The sequence below is a fragment of the Halioglobus sp. D3-4 genome (assembly GCF_055809315.1).
In genome coordinates this window covers 4,411,130-4,429,475 of sequence record NZ_CM147907.1, presented here as the reverse complement: position 1 = coordinate 4,429,475, position 18,346 = coordinate 4,411,130, and the positions used below count along the sequence as shown (strand labels likewise).

General features: G+C 57.4%; 12 protein-coding genes. 9 read left to right on the top strand and 3 right to left on the bottom strand.

Translation table 11 applies throughout. The features are described 5' to 3' along the window. The first annotated feature begins 6 nt into the window (after window positions 1–6). The 5 genes from AC0L6S_RS19555 to AC0L6S_RS19535 all read left to right on the top strand — a co-directional run bounded on the left by AC0L6S_RS19555 (window position 7) and on the right by AC0L6S_RS19535 (window position 7,695). Window positions 7–738: an ABC transporter ATP-binding protein gene (locus AC0L6S_RS19555; RefSeq protein WP_473425797.1), complete on the top strand. Its 732-nt coding sequence runs from the start codon at window positions 7–9 to the stop codon at window positions 736–738. Beyond that, window positions 735–3,191 carry an ABC transporter permease gene (locus AC0L6S_RS19550; protein WP_473425796.1) on the top strand — a complete coding sequence of 819 codons (2,457 nt, stop codon included), beginning with the start codon at window positions 735–737 and terminating at the stop codon, window positions 3,189–3,191. Before AC0L6S_RS19555 ends, AC0L6S_RS19550 begins: the two co-directional genes overlap by 4 nt. A gap of 17 nt (window positions 3,192–3,208) precedes the next feature. Beyond that, on the top strand, window positions 3,209–4,579 hold the full coding sequence (locus tag AC0L6S_RS19545) for a sigma-54-dependent transcriptional regulator (protein WP_473425795.1): 1,371 nt from the start codon (window positions 3,209–3,211) through the stop codon (window positions 4,577–4,579). After that, window positions 4,576–5,922 (top strand): sensor histidine kinase, encoded by a 1,347-nt coding sequence (locus AC0L6S_RS19540; protein ID WP_473425794.1) that lies wholly within the window; start codon window positions 4,576–4,578, stop codon window positions 5,920–5,922. The genes AC0L6S_RS19545 and AC0L6S_RS19540 overlap by 4 nt, the downstream gene beginning before the upstream one ends. 78 nt (window positions 5,923–6,000) lie before the next feature. Next, window positions 6,001–7,695, top strand: a complete 1,695-nt coding sequence (locus AC0L6S_RS19535) for a hypothetical protein (protein ID WP_473425793.1) — start codon at window positions 6,001–6,003, stop codon at window positions 7,693–7,695. A gap of 37 nt (window positions 7,696–7,732) precedes the next feature. Here AC0L6S_RS19535 and AC0L6S_RS19530 read toward each other — a convergent pair whose 3' ends face one another. Together AC0L6S_RS19530 and AC0L6S_RS19525 are read right to left on the bottom strand one after the other, a co-directional pair. Beyond that, the gene (locus tag AC0L6S_RS19530; protein WP_473425792.1) at window positions 7,733–9,499 is read right to left on the bottom strand and encodes an alpha-L-rhamnosidase-related protein; all 1,767 of its coding nucleotides are present in this window, start codon (window positions 9,497–9,499) and stop codon (window positions 7,733–7,735) included. A gap of 25 nt (window positions 9,500–9,524) precedes the next feature. After that, window positions 9,525–11,621 carry a hypothetical protein gene (locus AC0L6S_RS19525; protein ID WP_473425791.1) on the bottom strand — a complete coding sequence of 699 codons (2,097 nt, stop codon included), beginning with the start codon at window positions 11,619–11,621 and terminating at the stop codon, window positions 9,525–9,527. A gap of 392 nt (window positions 11,622–12,013) precedes the next feature. On the opposite strand from AC0L6S_RS19525, the gene AC0L6S_RS19520 reads away from it, so the two are divergent. The 4 genes from AC0L6S_RS19520 to AC0L6S_RS19505 all read left to right on the top strand — a co-directional run bounded on the left by AC0L6S_RS19520 (window position 12,014) and on the right by AC0L6S_RS19505 (window position 17,863). Continuing rightward, a complete protein-coding gene (locus tag AC0L6S_RS19520; RefSeq protein ID WP_473425790.1) occupies window positions 12,014–12,988 on the top strand; it encodes a hypothetical protein in 975 nt (324 codons plus the stop codon). A gap of 101 nt (window positions 12,989–13,089) precedes the next feature. After that, window positions 13,090–13,848 (top strand): hypothetical protein, encoded by a 759-nt coding sequence (locus tag AC0L6S_RS19515; protein ID WP_473425789.1) that lies wholly within the window; start codon window positions 13,090–13,092, stop codon window positions 13,846–13,848. Between the two features lie 182 nt (window positions 13,849–14,030). Beyond that, window positions 14,031–15,953 (top strand): Vgb family protein, encoded by a 1,923-nt coding sequence (locus AC0L6S_RS19510; protein WP_473425788.1) that lies wholly within the window; start codon window positions 14,031–14,033, stop codon window positions 15,951–15,953. Further along, the gene (locus AC0L6S_RS19505; RefSeq protein WP_473425787.1) at window positions 15,953–17,863 is read left to right on the top strand and encodes a pyrroloquinoline quinone-dependent dehydrogenase; all 1,911 of its coding nucleotides are present in this window, start codon (window positions 15,953–15,955) and stop codon (window positions 17,861–17,863) included. Before AC0L6S_RS19510 ends, AC0L6S_RS19505 begins: the two co-directional genes overlap by 1 nt. 3 nt (window positions 17,864–17,866) lie before the next feature. On the opposite strand, the gene AC0L6S_RS19500 is transcribed toward AC0L6S_RS19505, so the two are convergent. After that, window positions 17,867–18,313 (bottom strand): ester cyclase, encoded by a 447-nt coding sequence (locus AC0L6S_RS19500; protein ID WP_473425786.1) that lies wholly within the window; start codon window positions 18,311–18,313, stop codon window positions 17,867–17,869. Window positions 18,314–18,346: the final 33 nt, after the last annotated feature.

The following is an 18,346-nucleotide window of genomic DNA, read 5'->3' as shown; positions in this document are numbered from 1 at the left end:
GACACCATGGCACAGGACTTACTGATAGAACTGCAAGACATCAGCAAAGTGTTTTACACCGAGGAGCTGGAAACCCGTGCGCTCAATGCGATACACCTTGATATCTGCAGGGGCGAGTACGTTGCAATCTCCGGACCATCGGGCTGTGGTAAGTCCACATTGCTCTCGCTAATAGGTTTACTCGATACCTGCACAGGTGGCAGCTACAAACTCGCCGGACGCGATGTCGCCGGTCTCGGTTCCAGCGAACGCGCGGGTATTCGCAATCGCGAGATCGGTTTCGTCTTTCAGGCGTTCAACCTGATTGGAGAAATGACGGTTTATGAAAACGTCGAGTTACCACTGAGCTATCGCTCTGATCTCAACAACCGGGAGAGGCGTCGCCGCGTGGAGGAGGCACTCGACTGGGTGGAACTACCCCACCGCAGCCGCCATTTTCCGGCGCAATTGTCCGGGGGCCAACAGCAGCGCGTTGCGATCGCACGCGCACTGGCCGGTCAACCCAAGGTACTGTTGGCGGATGAGCCCACCGGCAACCTCGATTCCAAAAATGCGGCCATTGTGATGGACCTGCTGGACCAGTTACACGCCAGGGGAAGCACCATCTGCATCGTCACCCACGACCCCGCCAGTGCCGGTCGCGCGCAGCGCTCCGTGCAACTGCACGATGGCAAGGTTGTCGACGACCAGACCACAGACGCGGCCCAGCGCAGCCGCGAAGCAGAGATTGCCTCGTGAGTACGCTGTGGTTTGATCTGCGCTATACGTTGCGCTTACTGGGTCGTTCGCCCGGCTTCGCTGCCTTGAGTGTCATGGTGATCGCACTCGCGCTGGCTCTGGCGCTCACCATTTACGTCATCGTGCGCAATCAGGGGATCGAACCCCTGCCCCTGCCCAATGGTGATCGCTATGTGGCCCTTCAACACATCTATCAGAACAGCGGTCGTATCGCCAAAGGCGACCGGTTCCACGCGAACACATTGCAGACGTTAGCGGCCAGCACGCAGAGCTTTGATGTGCTGGGAGCTGCGCGCCTGAACGGCTCAACCACCATCAATGACGGCGGCATCACGGAGGCACCCTGGGGTACCGAGATATCACCCGAACTGATGCGCCTCACCGGCATTAAACCGTTTCTGGGCCGCGCGCTCAACGAGCAGGACAGCGAACCGGGTGCTCCGCCGGTGGTCCTCATCGGACACCAGCTGTGGCAGACCTTTTTTGGCGCCCGACCAGATATCATCGGATATCGGGTGCGCATCGAGGGCGAGATGCACACGGTAATAGGCGTGATGCCTGAGGGTTTTCGCTACCCCACCGATCACCACTTGTGGCGCCCCCTGCAACTCCCGCCCAACAGCCCGCCGGGAGACCACAGCGCACACTATACGCCCATCGGCATCCTCAAGCCGGGAGTAACCCAGGCAGAGGCCGGCCGCGAGGTGGCTGGCATCATCGCAGATCTGCAGCGACAGTACCCCGATGAATACGAGAACGTGACCGCAACTGCGATCCCCTTCATCGATGCCGCCTCGACCACCGACTTCGGCGTGATGAATATCGTGATGCTGGCTGCCGCAACCTCTATCCTACTGCTGGCCTGCCTCAACGTCGGCAATCTGCTACTGGTGCGGGCCAGCGAACGTACTCAGGAACTGGTTATTCGCAGCGCGCTGGGCGGCACCCGGGCGCGCATCATGCGCCAGGTACTACTGGAATCGATGTTGATCTCACTACTGGGCGGCGGGCTCGGATTGTGGCTGGGGACCTACGGCGCGCGCTTTGTAAAATACCAGACTGAAGTCGTCGTGGGCTCCACATTTCTGCCGTTCTGGATGCGCTTTGATATCAGCGCCGATGTGTTGTTCATCGCCATCGGTGCCACTTTGCTCATTTGGATACTGGCCGGGGGCATTCCCGCCTGGCGTGCATCCCGGGTTGAGATCAATACGGCACTGGCCGGTGGCAGCAAGGGCGTTGCCGGGCGCGGAAACTCGAGAGTCTCCACGACTCTGGTGGCAGTGGAAGTCGTGCTGTCTTTTTTCCTACTGGTGCTCAGTGGAGCATTCGTGGCCACGGTCAACAAGGTGTCGGGCGTGGAATTCGGCCTGTCCGCTGAGAACACCGTTTCAGGAATGGTCGTATTGGATGAGAAGCGCTACAAAGATACTGGCGATCGCCTGCGCTACTTCCAAAACCTTGAGAACGCTTTGGAAGCAGAACCCGGCATACAGCATGCGGCAGTCACCACCGTACTGCCGGGCTTTGGTTGGTGGCGTGCGGCCTTCGATCTTCCCGACCTCGATCTGCAGCAGGCAGGAGAACTGCCACAGTTGCAGGGCATCCCCGTGAGCACCGACTACTTTCAGGACTTCGGCGTCAGGCTATTGGAGGGGCGCTACTTTGCCACCACAGACTCTGACGATAATTTGCAAGTGGCTATTATTGATCGAGACATGGCAGAGCACTTCTGGCCCGGGGAATCGGCACTGGGCAAAAAGGTGAAGATAAACCCCGAGGAAGTGCCCGGCCGGCCGCCTACTCGCGAAGTAACCATCGTCGGCGTCATCCAGCATATCGACCAGGGGCAGGCCCTGGGTCACAGCCGTGATATCTTCAACCTCTATCACCCGCTGGCCCAGTTTACCCCCGAATTCGGCATGGTCGTGGTGAAGTTCGAGCAGCAACCCAAGAGGTTTGAGCAGCAGGTCCGCAGCGTGGGTACCCGTGTAGACCGCGACACCGCGATCATGATTGTACGCCCGCTGAATGAATCCATGTCCGTAAATACCCGTATTCTGGGAACGCTGAGTGAGCTGTTTATCGTGGTAGCATTGATCGCGTTGGTGTTAGCTGGGACGGGCATTTACGGCGTGGTGTCGCGCAGCGTGCTGCTGCGCACACGGGATATGGGGATTCGGCGCGCACTCGGCCAGACCGACCGCGACACAGTGAGGTTCTTCTTGCGTCAGGGCAGCCTGTTTCTGCTGGCGGGTGCTCTCGTTGGTGGCGGCGGAGCAGTGGCGGCAGCCTGGTTACTTACCGCAGAATTCCCCAGCCTTCTGGATTCCATGGTCAGTATTGTTATCATCATCAGCGCAGTGATGATCGCACTGGTACTGGGTGCCAGCTACCTGCCCGCACGGAAAATGGTGCGCATGGAGCCCGCGGCCGCACTGCATCACGAATAATAACTTCCGGGGCTGCGATGACTGTATTGATTGCCGATGATGACGCCAGTATCCGCACGTCGGCATCGATGCTGTTGCGCAGTGAAGGCCTGGACACTACGGAAGTCGACAATGCTGCTGCGGCTCTGGCACGGCTGGATCAGGGTGGTATCCAGGCTGCGCTGATCGACATGAACTACTGCCGGGATACCACCTCGGGCATGGAGGGCCTGGAGTTGATATCTGCCCTGCGCGAGCGCGATGAGTTTCTCCCGATTGTCGTCATGACGGGCTGGGGCAGCGTCGCCCTGGCGGTGGAAGCGATGCGCCGGGGCGCTGCAGACTTCGTGGAAAAGCCCTGGCAGAATGAACGCCTGCTGGCCGTTCTACGCTCACAGTTACAGCTGGCCACTGCGAAACAGAAACAACGTCGCCTGCGTGCCGAGAACAGCCTGCTGCGCCAGGAGTTGGGCGCAGATATTACACCCTGCGCTGAGTCAACCGCTATGCGAGCGCTGCTGCGACAGGTAGAAAAGCTCGCCAGCTCCGACATTCCCATTCTCATTACCGGAGAAAACGGCTGCGGCAAGGGCTTACTGGCCCGTTATATCCACGCTCGGTCCGCCCGCGCCGGGGAGGCCTTTCTGTCGATCAATATGGGCGGCATCGCAGAACAGGTATTTGAGAGCGAGATGTTCGGCCACATCAGGGGCGCCTTCACGGATGCCCGTCAGGAGCGAGTGGGCCGTGTGGAGCTGGCAGAGGGCGGTACGCTGTTTCTCGACGAAATCGCCAATACCCCCATGAGCCAGCAGAGCAAGCTGCTGCGGCTACTGGAAGAGAAGCGCTATGAAAAACTGGGGAGTTCGCGCGCCCAACAAGCGAATGTACGTATCCTGTCGGCTACCAATGCCGACCTCGACGCCGCAATAGAGGCACAGGCTTTCCGACAGGACCTGCTCTATCGACTACAGGGTGTCAGCCTGCATATGCCTGCGCTGCGACAGCGGCGGGAAGACATATTGCCATTGGCGAACAGTTTTCTACAGGGAGAAACCCGCAATCATCGCGACGGCAAACTGAGCTTTTCCAGCAGCGCGGTAAAGGCCATGACTGAGTACCACTGGCCGGGAAATATCCGCGAACTACAGCATGTGGTCGCGCGGGCCAGCCTGTTTTGCGAGGGCGACAGTCTCAGCGCAGAAGATATGCAGCTGCCTACTGCAGGACAAAGCCGCGTCACAGTTCAGCCACAGTTCACCAACCTCACGCTGGAAGCTGCAGAGCGCTACCTGATCGATGCGGCACTACTTCGTTATCAGGGTAACGCCGAAGAGGCCGCCAGACACCTTGGCCTGAGCAGGTCCGCACTGTATCGCCGGTTGGAAAAGCATGGCCTGTCCACTTGAACGCGAGTTACAGAAAGCGCGACAAACCGCACCGCTACCGCATCGCCAGTGATGTTCGACTGTTTCTGGATGTACTACTGGTAGCAGTACCGACACTATTACTTCTGCTGTGGTTCTGGTTGAGCAGTTCCGAGCCCCTGACATCCAAGCTGGTCATCAGCGCATTCGCCCTATTGTGGGTAGTGTTGCTGGCCGAGCGCGTACGGCAACACTTTACCTACCACCTTCGCACGGCAAGCACATTGGTCGAGGCCATCAGACTGGAGGACTATAGCCTGCGTTCCTGCCGCTATCGCGAGCCCGGCGCACTGGGCGAGTTGTACCAGCAGGTCAATGCACTGGCCGACTGCCTGCAACGCTCCGAGCAACAGGAGCAGGAACTGCGCGGGTTGCTGGGAAAAATCATTGCGCAGATACAGGTTGCGATTCTCGCCGTTGATAGTGAACAAAACATTCAACTGGTCAATCCTCAGGCGGCGAAGCTGGCCGCGCTACCTGCCGCGGATTTAATCAATCGCAGTATCACAATTACACCCTTCGCCGAGCTGGTTTTCACAACAGAGCCAAGCCTGATCGAACAGGAGTTTCCCGGTGCCAGCGGGCACTGGCAGATAAGCTGGCAGGAATACCGCACCGGCGCCCGACCGGGTAAGCTGCTTTTCATCACCGACCTTAAGCAGGTCTTAAGTGAGCAGGAGGCACGTGCCTGGCAGAGCCTGATACGAGTCATCACCCACGAAATCAACAATTCCCTGACCCCGATCAGTTCGATCAGCCAGACACTGGCCTCGCGTGTGGCGCTGGCCGATGTCGCACGTGGCGATGATGATTTCGTGAAGGGACTGGGGCTGATTGGACAGCGTTCGCAGGATCTCACCCGCTTTATCGCGGAGTACGCCCGCATCGCACGCCTCCCCGAACCACAGAAGCGCCCGTTCGACCTCGCGTCCCTGTTGGAAAAGCTGCAAAAGCTTTATGGTGAAAAAGTGGTGTATCGACGTGAAGAGAAGTCACAGGCTATCGTGCATGCAGATCCAACGCTAATCGAACAACTGCTAATCAATCTGATCAAGAATAGTCTGGAAGCAATGGGCGACACCTGCCAGCCAGTTGAGCTAAAACTGGGTAATTTGGAGAACAAAGTCGCTGTTCAGGTTCTGGATAGCGGCCACGGCTTGGCCAACCCCGCGAATTTATTCGTACCTTTCTACACCACCAAGGACAAGGGCTCGGGGATCGGCCTGGTACTCTGTCGCCAAATCGCCAATGCCCACGGGGGACGACTGCGACTGGAGAACCGCAAGGATAAGACTGGCACGGTGGCAACACTGGAGTTAGCCTAGCTGGGGTTTTTATGGGTGCCGGTTTTAGGCACGCTTAGCTGGGCGCTAACGAATAGAGAATAGAGGACAGGAAAATCAATGCGATTATTCGGGGCAGACAGGGCGGTTCGGTTGCCGTTGCTGCTGGCGATGCTGTGGTTTACGGGCTGCAGCTCAGATGGCAGCGACAACATCTCGGGGCACACCACAGCAAACACCGATGCCGATGAAAACACTACTGTACATGTGGCTTTCGCAGGCGGTGGCTGGCGCGCCCACACGGCGCATTCCGGCTGGCTGATGAGCTTGCTGGACGATGGCGCCTACACGGTGAACGATGTCTTTGGGAATGTGGATACGCTGTCCTCGAACTCCGGTGGTACGTGGTTTCTCAGCATGCTGACCTACTCCGCCGATTTTCGCGCGTCGCTCGAAGGCCAGGATGCATTTGCCAACTTCATATCGCCACAGGGATACCTCGGGCAGGAGCGCGCCCTGTTCGATGATTTCGAGGCGGCACTGGTACAGTCCAACTGGTGCCCGTTCCAACAGTCCGAGCCCCTGCTGTATTTCTATTGTCGCCTGGCATCACTGGCTGGTAGCGGCGGTCTAATATGGACAGAGATTGTAAACAATATTGTGTTCGAGCCCTTCAGCATGAATCGGGCGCTGCAAGCATCCCCCACCCTGTTAAGCAGCAGCCGCCAGAACTGGGCTGCGGACAAATCCCTGTTGATCGCTGCGACCATGCTCACAGATCGAGCCATTCTCACCGAGACTTATACCCTGGACAAGCTGTACTACGATGCCGTTTTGTCCGGCAGCGGGCCGCAGCAGGTAAATGTCACGCCAGTGACCTTCGCCAGTGTCGCAAGCGAGCTCACTCCACCCCCTGTTCTCAGTGCCGGAACCTTTGAGCTTACCTATCAGGATGCTGACTGGGGAGATTCGGCCGAGGCGAACGTGATGAACAGCGAGCTCAGTACCGACAGCGTTCCTGTACTGCTGGCAACCGCTGCCTCAAGCGCTGCCGTCGGTGCTCTCGCCAGCTACAGTGTGCTGGAGGCCAATGGTTACGATGATTTTACCTGGCAACTGGCCTATGAACTGTCTGACCTTGCAGTGCCCGTCACGTTACGCTCGCCGATTGCCGCCGGCGAGGACCTGCCACTGACAGTCCACGAGTTGGCCGCCTCAAAGTTTGCACGCTTCGCTGACGGCGGCTATCAGGACAATTCGGCGGTGGCACAGTTGGTCAGTTTCCTGCAGTCCAATAATGCAGCGGATGATTTCCAACTCGTGGCCTTTGACAATGTGCAGGAGCTGTATACAGCGCCCTCGGGCTCGGTACCAGCGGGCGCCGAGATGGGTCTTGATATTGCACTGCTGTTTGGTGAAGGCGGGCAAACCAAAGTCTGCGCCGGCACCGGTAGTGACGAGTTCTGCGTTTCAGTCCCCGCGCAGGAGGTCTTTGCGTTAGCTGGCGCGGATACGACAACCGCCGCGACATGGTCGTGGAGCGCCGCAGGGGCGACCGGGCCGACCTTGAGCTACACACAATACCAGGTCGTGACTGTCGACAACCCGACATTGGGCGTGGTGGCGGGTACACAGGGTACTTTGCATGCGTTCACCTGTGTATGGCCGACCGCCGACACCGCACCCTGGAACGGGGCGAGCGATTTTGACGCGTATGAAGCCATGCTCAACGCGATTCGTACTGGCTTGCAGGCCAACAACAATGAAGGGCTGGAACTATTGCGCAAAGCACTCAACGGCACAGGCAGTCTGTAGGGATTATATGCCCAGCGACGCGCCAATCCCGGCGTGGCTACTTTACTTCCAATGTCACGCTACCGAGAATCTGGCTGTCCAGTATCCAGCGATCATCCACCACGGTAGCCTTAACCGGATGACCGTTCAGGTAAACGCCACTGGCGCCCTGCACTGTCGGCAGACTGACGGCAGCCAATACATTTTTCGGCAGCGTCAGCTCGAGTGTGAATCGCTCGCCATTTTCCCAGTCAATGAGTATCGGGCCGCGGGGAGTGGGGACTTTACCCCGCGCGTATTCAAGGTTTGATGTGATAGGTCGAATATGCGCGACCGCCCAGCCGGGAGCGCTGGCCTCAGCACCGAGGACATAGCGCGGCAACAGGTTGGCCGGGGCTGCTCCCCAGGCATGGTTCCAATCCTGGTTCGGTTTGTATTTCATATCCCAGGCTTCGGAGGTAATCGTTAGGCCGCTTTCAACCATGTGCCGCCAACTGCGATCACCGGGCGCGGTGATCAACGCCACGGCCTGCGCGCCAGCGCCATTCTCGAATAGGCCCTCCAACAGATACTGCGCCGCATACACGGAACAGGCCATGCCCCGATCGGCCAGCCAGTCTGCCATTGGATCGCGGTCAGTGGGCGGCACCAGGCCGAATGCCAGTGGAAACAGATTGGCGTGCAGCGATATATGGTCAGTCCCCGTGCCGTCGCGATAAAGGCCCTGCTCCGTCAGGAATAGCTTGTCCTGAAACGCGGCATAGGTCTTTTCACGCCTCTGTGCAAACTCCGCTGCATCGGCCTCCTGTCCTAGCGCACGGGCCAACGTGACCATTTTCTCCAGCGTCTTCAGGTGAAAAGCATTGACCACTGTGTTCACACGGGTTAACTGGTAGCCATCGCGCTCTGCCTGGGGCCAGTCGACGATGTCGCCTTTGCGTCTCTGCCACCAATCGCTGGTAATGAGCCCATCGCGGCCCGCGCGTTCCAGCAATAACTTGTCTTTCAATGCCTCGTAGCGCGGCTGCAGCCACTGGATATCGCCGGTTTGCATCCAGTCTGCATAGGCTATAAACACCATGTGAGATGCCCACTCGGTTGGCCACGTGGCGTATTGCATCAGGTAATCAAAGGTATCGCGGGACATCTGCAGATCATTGTCCGTGTAGTAATGACTGATCTGGTTGATATAGGCATCGGCCTCGTACGGTATGCGCTCGCGATCGCCATCGACGTAAACCCCGGCGAAGGAGGTGGCTTTAATGGAGTAGCGGCTGAGTTCCCAGATACGGTTCAGCATGCTATCTGAAGACTCAAACGCGGCGGCATCGTCATCCCAACTCGCGGAGTATGCCGCGCGGCGCGTGATCTGCTCAGGATGCAATGCGCCGTTCCAGCCCTCTATTTCCACCCACCGAAACGGTAGCAGCACACCCCATTCCTGCGGCGTGAGGATAGCTGGCGGCTGCTTGTAGCCACCTTGCTGGGTATTGCGCTCATTCACCCGTGGATGAACGACAACGGGGGTGTCTCCCTGCAACACGGCCTGTGTCGCGCTGTAACGCACGGTGCCAGGCGGCGCTCGGTTGATACGGCCGTCCAGTGACGCTTCACCGAAGTGCACTGTCAGCTCGTCACTGGCACCGGGCGCAGCGCGCAGTGTGATATTGCCGAACGCGACTCGCCCGAAATCCACCAATATGACGCCGGGCTCGGGTTGGCTGATAATCACCGGGGCTTCGTCCACCAGCTGCGTGGGAGCAGCCTGCGCCAAAGGGACGAGGCATAGCCCGATAAGCAGTACGCGCAGTATGACGATACTCACCTGAAGACGCCGTCAGGGCACTGCCTCAATTTACGCGCCGGGTGCCGGCATCAAAATTCAGCTCGAGGTGACGCTCACCATAGTCAAAAGAGATGTCATCAGCGGGAAAACCGGATTCACTCCAGGGGTTCTCATAGCGCCCGTAGCCCTCCAGTCGCGCAGGCTCACCATTGTGCATGACATCGCCGTCCCAGCCCATTTCGATAAGGCCCTGCGAGGGAGAGTCGTAGCTGATCTGCAGCTTCTGGGCGTCGGCCGTCAGCGGGGCTGATCTGACTGCCTCCTTGAAACCCTCAAAGTCACCGTACGCGTCTGCGTCACCCAGCTCACACAGCCAGATGGTTTTTTCGCCCTGTGCGACAATATCGTAGTCACCGCCACCACCAATTGTGCGGTCTGCGTTGGGCAGCCAGTCGGCCGTCGGGTCGGACGACCACAGCGCCAGATAGGCATCGCCGAAGCTGGCAAAAAACCAGTTGCCATCCTTCTCCGCCTCATCAAATCTGTCTCGGGGCAGATAGGCGTGTGTGTACAACGGTTGGTCGGTAACGTAGAGACCCTCGCGGGTTTCCACATCATAGAGCGAAATCACCACATTCCTGATCTGCGCGGCCCGAGGCAGCGTCCCGGAACCTTCCCAGTAGTTCGGCGTACCGCCATCGGTTTTTTCATTCGCCGGGTGTGTAGTAAATGCCACAGCGTCCATACCGAGTGTCGCCTGCCAGATGGAAGACTGGTCGCCGCCAAAGCCCTTGCGCCAGTCCTGCGCGGTACTCAACATGTAATTGGGGGTACGGTAAGTATAGAGATTTGCCTCCGGTCGCATATTGCGGGTTATATCCCATTCATAGGTACTGGCGGCAATGGCGCGTATAACTGGGTCCTCCAGCAGCGACCTGTTGTCATTGAATGGCTGGAAATCCCGCAAATCCCACAAATCATAGGTCGTAAGCATTTCGATGAAAGTGTCGATAAACAGGGGGTGTGTGTACGGCTCCATCGTCAGCAACAGCATGCCATCATCAATATCTGTCGGATCCAGGCCCCAGTAGACTGCCTCCTCCATGCGTATCCCCATGCGCTGGCGATTCTCCATTCCCTCTGCACTAACGTCATTGGCAATCAACTGCAACACCGCCGGCACCACATACTTGGTGGAGACGGCCATCATGGTCGCAGTAGTGCTGGCGGTATGTCGGTTGTGCAGTCCGAATGCCAGATTCATTGCACCGCGAGTAGAGTCCGACCCACCGCGCATCCTTCTGATATAACTGCGACCGTGCGTAGAGGCAAAACTGCCATTGAAGTTATTCAGGGCCATATCTGCCATCATAAGATCCAGAACGATGCGAGACTTATTGACCAGTTCTTCGTCATCCGCCAGATCGATCAGTGCCAACAGCGCAGGCATATCTTCATCGTAATACACATTGGACAGCCACTCGCTAAAACCGCTCTTGTAGCGCAACTCAAGCCAGCGCAGAATTCGTGGCTTGTAGACCTCCATCATCTCGCTGCCTGTTCTGCCTGACGCCGGGAATACACGGTCGGGATAGAGCTGACCCGCAATGTAGGCTCCAGAAGCAAAAAGGATGTAATGATTTTCTGTCCACTGCACCATGTTTCTCGCGTCCGTCGTTCCCGGCACCTCCCGCATCTCATCGGGCCAATATTTAAAATTGATGATCGCGTCTTCGATCAACTGCAACTGTAAGCTGTCCATTGCGGGGTTATCGCCGTGCTTGGCGAGAATGCTCACCAGTGCGGGCAGCGCAAAATCCGCGGTATCCTCGCGTGCATTCATAAGTTCCAGGTCGCGATCAAAACCACCCGAGGGCGGTGTCAAACCAGCTGTCAGATGAATCAGGCTACCGTAGGTGCCTCCCCTGCCGTCAGCGACAGCCTGGTCGATAAAATCCTGTTGCGCCTGGTAATAGGCTGTTGAGTCAATGGGTGCCCATGGTTCAATCGGGTCCACGGGATCGACCGGGTCAACCGGGTCAACCGGATCCACGGGATCAAGCGGCTGCTGCGTGGCGGCAACAGATGATCCGCCGCTATTACTACAGGCTGTGATACAGGCGACCAAGCCAATCACCAGGATCAGATGGAGTCTGGGCATTCAGGGTTCCCCGGGGAGGTATAGACAGAAAAGAAACATGGCATTTTACAGTGCACCAAACTATGGGACAACTGCCGCCGGGCATAGTTCGCCGCCCTGGCAATCGAGAGACAGGCGGCTAGCACTGCTGCAAAGCGCCCATTGCTGTGAAGCGCAACCACGTTTTTCGGTGCTGCGCTGACTGCGCAATTGAATGAAATTTAGGCGTCAAATTTCTTTACAAATCAATGTAGTAGCGCCGAAGGACTTTAGAAACAATACTCTGTATATCAATCATCTACAGGTTCTGGCTTGATTTTTGCTTACCAACCTTTCATCGGGGTGATTGGAAGGATACACAGCGCCACAACTGGCCTCACCCACAGCCAAAACCTTATAGGAGATAGACACGAATGAAACTGGTTAGAAATACGATAACAATACTCACAGCATCCCTCGGCGCCGCAATGCTGGCGACGCCGGCAGCCGCTGTGCCCGTGACCACGGCCTCGGCAGACTACAACGGTGCGGTTACTTTCAGCTTGAGCAATGGGCTTTCGGTGATCGGCGGCGTAGAGGCACTGTACCGCTCACCACCGGCACCACCTCGCCCCTACCAGTTCAACACAAGCCTCGAGTTTGGCTCACTTACAATCACGCCAGAAGTGACGATAACTACACCGGAAATTGTACTGATTCCTGGCAGTGAGACCTGCATCCCGATTATCGGCTGCTTTACTACGCCCGACGTGACACTGCCCTCCCAGATTATTCCATTGACGCCATCTGTCTCGCTCACCGACCCCATCACTGTCTATAACTACACCTACAACACCAATGGCGAGATTCCACTCGGGGATATTTTCCTGACAGACTTTGGCACACCGCTACTCGGTGAGGCACTGACCGTCGACGACCTGGTGCGGGAACAGTTTCAATCCGGCGCTACCAGTGTCAGCGAGTCCGGCACAGTCATCGGCCCCCTGATGGGCAGCTATGATTACGAGGGTGTCCTGCAGCCAGATGGTGAAACGATTCTCGGTGACTACCTGCTGAATCTCGACAGCCCCGAATTGCTGGCTGAACTCGAAGCGACGCTGTTGGACCTCATCAATGACAACACATCAGAGATTGCCGATCTCGCCCTGCAAGCCCTGCTTGCCAGCGACCCCTGTGGCGGCCTGGGTATCGGAGAGAGTATTTGCAATGACGTTCTCAATGGCCTTGATAGCAGTGCACTGCTAGTCACCGTCGACAGTATCGGGACGTTCAGCTCCGACTTCTCACTGCAAAAATCGCTTATTTCAGTCCCTACACCGGCCACTATTCCGCTATTTGCGCTGGGCCTGGCACTGATCGGCGTAAACGCGAAGCGTCGCCGCACATAAAACCGACCAAGAAAATACCGCTGGTGTCCTCGCGGGCACCTTGCGGCATTGACGGGTTACAATCACAGGCTTGAAGAAACCGGACGATTCTGGAGACTGTGATGGCTTCGCTGAGCAAATCGATTGGTGCAGTACTCATAGTCTGCATTGCCGCGCTCGCGGCAGTACTGATACTGCTTTTACCCGGGCAGATAGAAAGGGACTCACCCCGCGATCTGCCCTGGACCTTGCCCGACTACCGGCTGGCTCAGACGGACTGGAACGTTGGCGAGGACGGCAGAATATACGCTGAAGTCGAGCATTTCTTTCTTCCCGATATATCACCGGCGATGATCTCATGGTTCTATCGCAACCTGCCCATATCCACGGTCGAACTCAACGGCGCAAGCTACCCGCTATACCATATTTTTCACCCAACCGAACACGGCACGATCCGGGTGCTGGAAGCGGCGAGCGATGGCTCCGTCGGAATGGGGCTGGGTGCCCTGGTGAGCCGTGAAGAGTGGTTCGGGATTTATGACAGTCGCGGCGCGGCCAGAATTGTCGAGTACTCGGATGCCGGTTTTTTGGCCATACCCGAAGTAGCCGGTATCCCGATTGGTGAAGTGCGCCATATATTCACCCCCAAAGACGGCGGCACTGAATATCGCGTTCAAACTGTTATCGGCTCATCGTTGCCCGTAGTCGGGACGCTGCTAAACGGGTACCTGAGGCACCAGGTGTTTCACCCCCGAATGCTGGAGCAGTGGCAACGCCACCAGATAGAAGAAGTCGCCAGCCTACAGTTCTTTCTCGCAGACCTCTATGCCCAGCGCGACAATAGCGACGGGGCATTTGTACTTTCGCAACGGGAAGACTGAGGGGACGGTTTCTCCACGATAAGTTACACCCGAGGCGGACACGATTGCATCACGAAGTTACTGAAGCCCACTGACAATGCACTATCCAGCCAGTGCCGACGCACCTCGCTGGCAAGCCACAAATACCGTGAAAATACCTGCTTGCAATGATAATCTCCTGCTCTCTGATAGGGAGTGATGCCATGTCAAAACGCACGATACTCGCAGTTTTGCTTTTATTTTCTGCAATCAGCCATGCCACCAATCAAACCACCCATATCGTCGTCAGGAACGAGGCGGGTGAAACCCTGTCGCGCGTGATGGTGACGCAAACACTGACGGAAAAGGTCGTGGCAGATCTGAGCGACGATGGCTACGCACCTCACGGCGTGCTGACACCTGCTGATACAACCGCTACTCGATTCACAAACGCCGATGGTTTGGTCAGCTTCCCATCGCCCGATGGTGCTGTGCAGTACCGAATCAGAAGCCAGGGGTATGTCGATCAGGTTATCCGCGAGGAAAACAACGGCGAGCGAACCGGTTCCACAACGCTGGATGTGACGATGGTGCCGATGACGAAGGAGCAGTATATCGCGAGTTTTCCCTCGAATGTCTGGCTGTCGCAGCTGAGCCTCGGCGGTGATAAGGAATTGAAAGACAGCTTCGAACTGAACTGTTCTTTTTGCCACCAGCAAGCCTCACCCTTTATGCGCAATGAGCGCACGGTGGAGCAATGGATCGCTGTGTTTGAGCGAATGAACAGCTACGGGGCGCGACTACCAGGTGACGAACACCAGCAACTGGCCGAGCTATTGCAAAAAGAGTATCGCGAGCTGCGTGAAAATCCTGAGGTAGTACCTGAGCCGCGAGCCTGGGAGGATCACCTTTCCGGCATCGAAATGAAGGAGTGGATCATCGGTGACGGCTTTTCGCAGATGCACGATTTCCTGATCCACCCCAACGGCTATATCTATGTCGGCGACAACCTGTTTGATCGCCTGTATGAAATCGACCCCGAGAGCGGCGAGTATACCGTTTACAAAGTCCCGCACACCGACGAACAGACACCGGGCGGCATTCTCGGAAACCGGTTCGTCACCTTCCCGAAAATGCACAATTTTCTGGGCGTGCACTCCTTTGCCGTATCGCCAAAAGACGGCAATATCTTTGTCACGCCCTCCATGCAGCAGGCACTGCTGGAGTTCAACCCTGAAAACAAGGAATTTACGACCCACGAGATGCCCGGTGGGTATTACCCACACACCATCCGCATCGATGCCAAAGACAGAGTCTGGTTCACCTTGGCCCTTTCCTCGCAAGTTGCAAAATTCGATCGCACAACGAATGAATTCACACTGATTGACCTGCCCGCCAGAGGTATTCAGGAGTGGCTGATTCTCAAATCGCTGCCTCTGGTTTTTGCCTTCGACCCCGCGAACCGACCACAGCCCAGCCCCAGCCGCGAGTCAATCGGGCTGCCGATGCCCTATGGTATCGACGTGGCGCCCGACGGCGGTATCTGGGCAACTCGCCTGTATGCAAATGACATCGCGCATATAGACCCGGAGACGCTGGAAGTGACAATGGTCGACTTCCCGTTCGAAGGGCCGCGACGACTTCGCGTGGATGCCGACGGCATGGTATGGATTGTCGCTTTCCAGGATTCACTGCTGGTGAAGTATGACCCGAACACCGATACGTTCACATCCTATGAACTGCCAGTAGTAAATGAAATACCCTATGCGCTCAATGTCGACAAGCAGCGCGGAATTGTCTGGGTGAACGGCAATCAGTCAGACACGATACTGAGTTTTGATATCGCGAGTGAAACATGGAAGGTGTATCCGATGCCTCGTCAGCGTTTCTTTACCCGCGACATCGAGATCTCCGAGGAGGATGGCGCCATCTACACCACCAACTCACACTTCCCTACCTGGCAATCGGAGGGCGGCGTACCGTCCCTGCTGCGCATTACGCCTCTACCTGAGACCCCTTCGCCGCAAATATCAACGCCAGAGGTGACACCGCCTGAGGCAGAGGTACCGGACACAACGCTGCCACAGGCCGAATCCGACGAAAGCCTGTCACCTGAAAACCTGCCTGAGCAGGCATCGTTGAACTGATGTCGTTGCGCAATGCCCTACTGCCCCTCGCCACCCTGCTATTGGCCCAGGCAGCATCTGCCAATGATGGCTGGCTCTACTACGGCGGGGACCAGGGCGGTCGTCACTACTCTGGCGCCGCGCTGATTGACAGGGACAATGTCACCGATCTGGACGTCGCCTGGGTACACCGCAGCGGTGATGTTGAACGCTACGGTGAAGACATGGAGAACACCTCTACACAGTCCACACCGATACTGTTGCCAGAACCCGCTGGCCAGTCGCTGGTGTACTGCACGCCGTTCAACCGGGTTATCGCGCTGGACCCCGGCACGGGAGCACAGCGTTGGGAATTTGACCCGGAGATAGATCGCAGTGGAGACAGGACCTTCCGCTGCCGCGGCGTCAGTTATGCAGAGGAGCCACGCGTCGCGGAGGCTGCTCACTGTCGCCATCGCCTGTTTCTCGCGACGCACGACAGAAAGTTGTGGGCCATTGATGCGCGCGACGGTAAACCCTGCTCGCGCTTCGGTAGCAAAGGCAGGATAAAACTCTACGGGAAAGAGGGCTACATAGCGGGCGACCTGAGCAGTTCGTCGGCACCCACTATTGCCGGCGGCGTGGTTGTCGTCGGCTCAGGCATTATCGATTTTGCCCGCGCCACCACACCGCGAGGCACAGTAATGGCTTTTGATGCCGATACCGGCACGCCGGTGTGGCAATTTGACCCCCTGCTCGGCCATCCCAACAGCGGGTCTGCCAATGTCTGGGCGCCGATGTCAGTCGATGAGGAGAACGGGCTGCTGTTCCTGCCCACCAGCGCACCCTCGCCGGACTACTACGGCGTTGACCGCCCCGGCGATGACTTGTACGCCAACAGCATTGTCGCCCTGGATCTGAAAACCGGTGCCGTGCGCTGGCACTTCCAGCATGTGCGCCATGACCTGTGGGACTACGACACGCCGGCACAGCCGATCCTGTTTCAGTGGGAAAAAAATGGCGAATCCATACCCGCACTGGTGCAGGTGACCAAGCAGAGCTTTGTGTTCGTACTCAACCGCCTGACCGGTGAATCACTCTGGGAAATTACCGAGCATCCGGCACCGCCGTCAGATATTCCCGGCGAGCAAATCGCACTGACACAACCCAAGCCTATCGCCCCGCCACCGCTGGTAGACTCCTTCCTGATACCGTCCAACGTCTGGGGTCTGACGCCATGGGACAGGGGGCACTGCGCGAAACAAGTGGCAGCACTGAATAACCTGGGCCTGTTCACCCCGCTGAGTGAACAGCTGAGCTTGATGTACCCTGGCAGCCTTGGGGGTGCCAATTGGGGCGGCGGGGCGCTGCTAGGAGATTCCGGCGTACTGCTGGTCAATATCAACAACACCGCGTTTACCGGACAGTTGATCCCCACTGCCTCGGGCGATGGCTCGAGCGCCCGAACGGATCACCCCCAAAGTGGCAAGCGCATGCAAGTGACCATGGAGGGCACGCCCTACAATGTTGAAATTGGCGCCCTGACCTCACCGCTGGGCATCCCCTGCAATCCACCACCCTGGGGGAAACTGATTGCGGTAGATTTGTATGCGGGGTCTGTCAAATGGCAGGCCGCACTGGGCTCAGTGCATGAAATGGGGCCGATCAGCGCGCCGTTTCATATCGACTGGGGCACGCCCAACCTCGGCGGCGGTATCGCAACCGACGGCGGGGTATTCTTTATCGGTGCCACCATGGACAGGCAGATTCGTGCGTTTGATGTGGATACCGGTGAAACACTGTGGAAGTACACACTCGCCAACGATGCCACAGCAACCCCCATGACCTACGTCTACAACGGGCGGCAGTACGTGGTCATTAACGCGGGCGGGCATTTTATGTTCCAGCGCGGCTATGGAGACTATCTGTACGCGTTTGCCCTGCCGGAATAGCGACTAGCTGGCGGCGAGCCGCGCCGCCAGAGCTTCACCCTGGCCAATCTGCGTGACCAGGCTGGCCGAATCGAAATAGATGCGCTCGTTGACGATTCGGTCACCCTCAAAAAAGAAAATGGCGCAAACGGGAACCCGAAACGCTTTTCCTGTGGGTTCAAGCCCGTAGAACACACCGTTATTCGTGCCCAGCAGGTCGAACTCGGTAATCACACAGTCCTCGGCAAAATGCATTCGGACGTTATCGTGGCGCTGGTCCGGAAACGCGGTCCGGGTAGCCCGATAATATTCCATCACCGCCTCGGCTCCATCAAAGACTTCGTTTGTAGCCATTATCTCGTAGTGCGGTTTGTTGAAGGTATCCAGTGTGCGCTCAAACTCCTGCGACACCTCCGAGTCAAAATGTTCGCGCACTACCTGCTCTCGACGCCGTTGCAGCTCCTGATCCATTTCTGTTGTCCTTATCCTTACATTGGGGTTATT

Coding starts and splice junctions, on each gene's coding strand:
- AC0L6S_RS19555 (WP_473425797.1), top strand. CDS start 7: ATGGCACAGGACTTACTGATAGAACTGCAAGACATCAGCAAAGTGTTT.
- AC0L6S_RS19545 (WP_473425795.1), top strand. CDS start 3,209: ATGACTGTATTGATTGCCGATGATGACGCCAGTATCCGCACGTCGGCA.
- AC0L6S_RS19535 (WP_473425793.1), top strand. CDS start 6,001: ATGCGATTATTCGGGGCAGACAGGGCGGTTCGGTTGCCGTTGCTGCTG.
- AC0L6S_RS19525 (WP_473425791.1), bottom strand. CDS start 11,621: ATGCCCAGACTCCATCTGATCCTGGTGATTGGCTTGGTCGCCTGTATC.
- AC0L6S_RS19520 (WP_473425790.1), top strand. CDS start 12,014: ATGAAACTGGTTAGAAATACGATAACAATACTCACAGCATCCCTCGGC.
- AC0L6S_RS19515 (WP_473425789.1), top strand. CDS start 13,090: ATGGCTTCGCTGAGCAAATCGATTGGTGCAGTACTCATAGTCTGCATT.
- AC0L6S_RS19510 (WP_473425788.1), top strand. CDS start 14,031: ATGTCAAAACGCACGATACTCGCAGTTTTGCTTTTATTTTCTGCAATC.
- AC0L6S_RS19505 (WP_473425787.1), top strand. CDS start 15,953: ATGTCGTTGCGCAATGCCCTACTGCCCCTCGCCACCCTGCTATTGGCC.
- AC0L6S_RS19500 (WP_473425786.1), bottom strand. CDS start 18,313: ATGGATCAGGAGCTGCAACGGCGTCGAGAGCAGGTAGTGCGCGAACAT.